We start from the raw sequence: 2,584 nt of genomic DNA, 5'->3' as shown, positions 1-2,584 counted from the left end.
TTTGTGCAACAGAGCCTAGCCGCCGAGCATGAGAAACTCGCCATGGGCCATGTTGATGACCTTCATCATCCCGAAAACCACCGCCAGACCGATGCTGACAAGCACCAGAATGGCGATGGATCCCAGGATTTCGATCACGAGGACGGACCCAAATCCATGCTTTTTCCTTAGAAATCGATGACGTATTGCTGGTTGTCATCCGGGTTTGCGACCAGATCGCAGACCAGCGCCGTATCGGCGGGCTGCTGCTGCCTGAAGGTCCCGACCGGGATCAGACCACCGTTCTCGACCCGCGCGATATGCACATCCATCGTGGTGTGATGGGTCTTGGGATCGATGGTCACCCGCCCGCTCGGCGCATCGAGCGAAATGCCGGTTTCCAGCGCTTCAATCACCGGCATCCGGTCGACGGTTCCGGCTTTCTCGACGCCCGCCGCCCAGAGACGGAAGCCCTGATAGGCCCCCATGCCCAACTCGGTGATATAGGGATAATCCGCGCCGAACCGGAGATGGAAATCGGTCACGAACGCCTTGTTCAGCGGATTGTCCAGTTCTTGCAGGTAGTTCTGGCAGACCATGATGCCGTTGGATTCCTCGGGCGTCAGGATCACATGTTCATTGCCGCCCGCGAAGGTGGTCGAGGACATCGGGATCTTGCCCAGCATGCCAGCCGCCTTCCATTGGCGATAGAAGGAGATATGCGCCCCGCCGACCAGCGCCGACGAGACATAATCGGGCTTGGCGGCCTGGATCTTCGAGATCGAGGTCTTGAAATCGGTCACATCCATGGGGAAGAACTCGACGCCCAGCACCTCACCACCGTGATCGGCAGTGTATTTCTTCACCCAGTCGGCGATGATCTGGCCATAGTTGTAATCGGCCGCAACGATATAGACCTTGCCGCCATTGTTCCTGACCGAGTAGTCGACCAGCTTCTGCACGGTCTGACCGGGGGTCACGCCGGTTGCGAACATGTTGCGATCGCAGACACCGCCCTCATATTGGTTCGCATAGAAGTAGAGCGTGTTGAACTGCCGCATGATCGGACGGACCACCTCGCGCGAGGCTGAAGTGATGCCCGCAAAGACCACCGCCGGCTTATCCGACAGCGCTGCCTGCCGCGCGAATTGCGCGTAGAGCTGCATGTTCGACTGCGGATCATAGACATTAAGCTTCACTTGGTGCCCCAGCAAACCGCCTTTTGCGTTCTGCTCATCCACGGCAAAGCGCAGGGCATCGACGATGGGCTGGCCGTAGGATTCCAGCCCACCGGACTGGTCGTAGAGCGCAGAGACGGTGATCGGCCCCTCCTGCGCGAAAGCGCGAGAAGATGTAAGGCTCAGGGCAGTTGCAGCGCCAAAGGCACCCAACGCCTGACGGCGGTTCATGTTCATGGGAACTCCGATGTTGGGATTGTCGACAACATGCCCAAGAGAGGGCTCGCAGCACAAAGTGCGGCCAGCTCAGCTTTCAGCTCGTCGTCAGTTTCAGGCTTTTTGATTTACAAGCCGGATCATGAAGACACGTTTGTCCACATCATGGCTTGCTGAGCTGCTGCCGGTTTCGTGGACACGAAGATAAGATCGTGACCAAGGAACTGGAGTGCAGATATGAGCTGCTGCCGGTTTCGTGGACAGCGGGTTAAGCTAGCATAGCGCGAGCTTCGAACTCCATCGGGCTGATGTAGCCTAGTTTCGAATGCCGCCTGCGCGGGTTGTAGAAGCGCTCGATGTAATCGAAGACGTCGGCGCGCGCTTCGTTGCGGGTCCGGTAGACTTTGCTGGCCGTCCGTTCTGTCTTCAGCGTTGAGAAGAAGCTCTCCATTGCGGAGTTATCCCAGACGTTACCCGCACGGCTCATCGAGCAGGTGATCCCATTGTCGGCCAGAAGCCGCTGGAACTGCTCGCTTGTGTATTGCGATCCTTGGTCCGAATGATGAAGCAGCGCGTCGGCTTTGCCACGTCGCCAGACCGCCATCATCAGTGCGTCCATGACCAATGAGGCATCCCGATCAGCTTTCATGGACCAGCCCACTGCGCGCCGCGAAAACAGGTCCAGCACGACAGCGACGTAAAGCCAGCCCTCAGCGGTCCAGATGTAGGTGAAATCGGCCAGCCACTTCTGGTTTGGCCGGTCAGCCTGGAAGTCGCGGTCCAGAATGTTGTCGGCGATGACCGACCGTTCCCCATCGTCCTTCGGCTTTCCGCGGCGCCTGGGCCGCGCCCTTAAGGCATTGAGCCGCATCAGTCGTTCGATCCGGTGAAGCCCGCAGGCCAGCCCTTTTTCCAGGACATCGCGCCAGACGCGGCGCGCGCCATAGGTCCGGTCGCTGGCCTCGAAGCTCGTCTCGATCGCCGTGACGAGCTTGGCGTCATAGCTCTCGCGGGCGCTGGTCGGGCGGTTGAGCCAGGCGTGGAAGCCGGACCGCGAGACCTCCAGCACGTCGCACAGCCAGCTGACGGGCCAGATGTGGCGGTGTTTGGCGATGAAGGCGAACCTCATGTCGCCTCGCGCGCGAAAAAAGCTGCGGTGGGTTCAACCGGTCAGCGCAACATCTTTGAATTGAGATGTTCTGAAAGGACCC

1 protein-coding gene and 1 pseudogene are annotated in these 2,584 nt (G+C 59.4%); both read right to left on the bottom strand.

Features of this window, described 5'->3' with window-relative positions:
* Positions 1 to 167 precede the first annotated feature (167 nt).
* Positions 168 to 1,394, bottom strand: coding sequence for an urea ABC transporter substrate-binding protein (locus C5F48_RS23045; RefSeq protein WP_107666033.1), 1,227 nt, complete (start codon positions 1,392 to 1,394; stop codon positions 168 to 170).
* A gap of 247 nt (positions 1,395 to 1,641) precedes the next feature.
* Positions 1,642 to 2,505, bottom strand: a pseudogene (locus C5F48_RS23040) (IS3 family transposase); the annotation flags it as partial.
* Positions 2,506 to 2,584 lie beyond the last annotated feature (79 nt).

The sequence above is a fragment of the Cereibacter changlensis JA139 genome (assembly GCF_003034985.1).
Classification (GTDB): Bacteria; Pseudomonadota; Alphaproteobacteria; order Rhodobacterales; family Rhodobacteraceae; genus Cereibacter; species Cereibacter changlensis.
The sequence above is the reverse complement of the archived record's forward strand: the minus strand, read 5'-3'. Positions and strand labels throughout refer to the sequence as shown.

What these genes read in the sequence shown, in the direction of transcription:
- C5F48_RS23045 (WP_107666033.1), bottom strand. Translation starts at nt 1,394, where the DNA reads ATGAACATGAACCGCCGTCAGGCGTTGGGTGCCTTTGGCGCTGCAACT.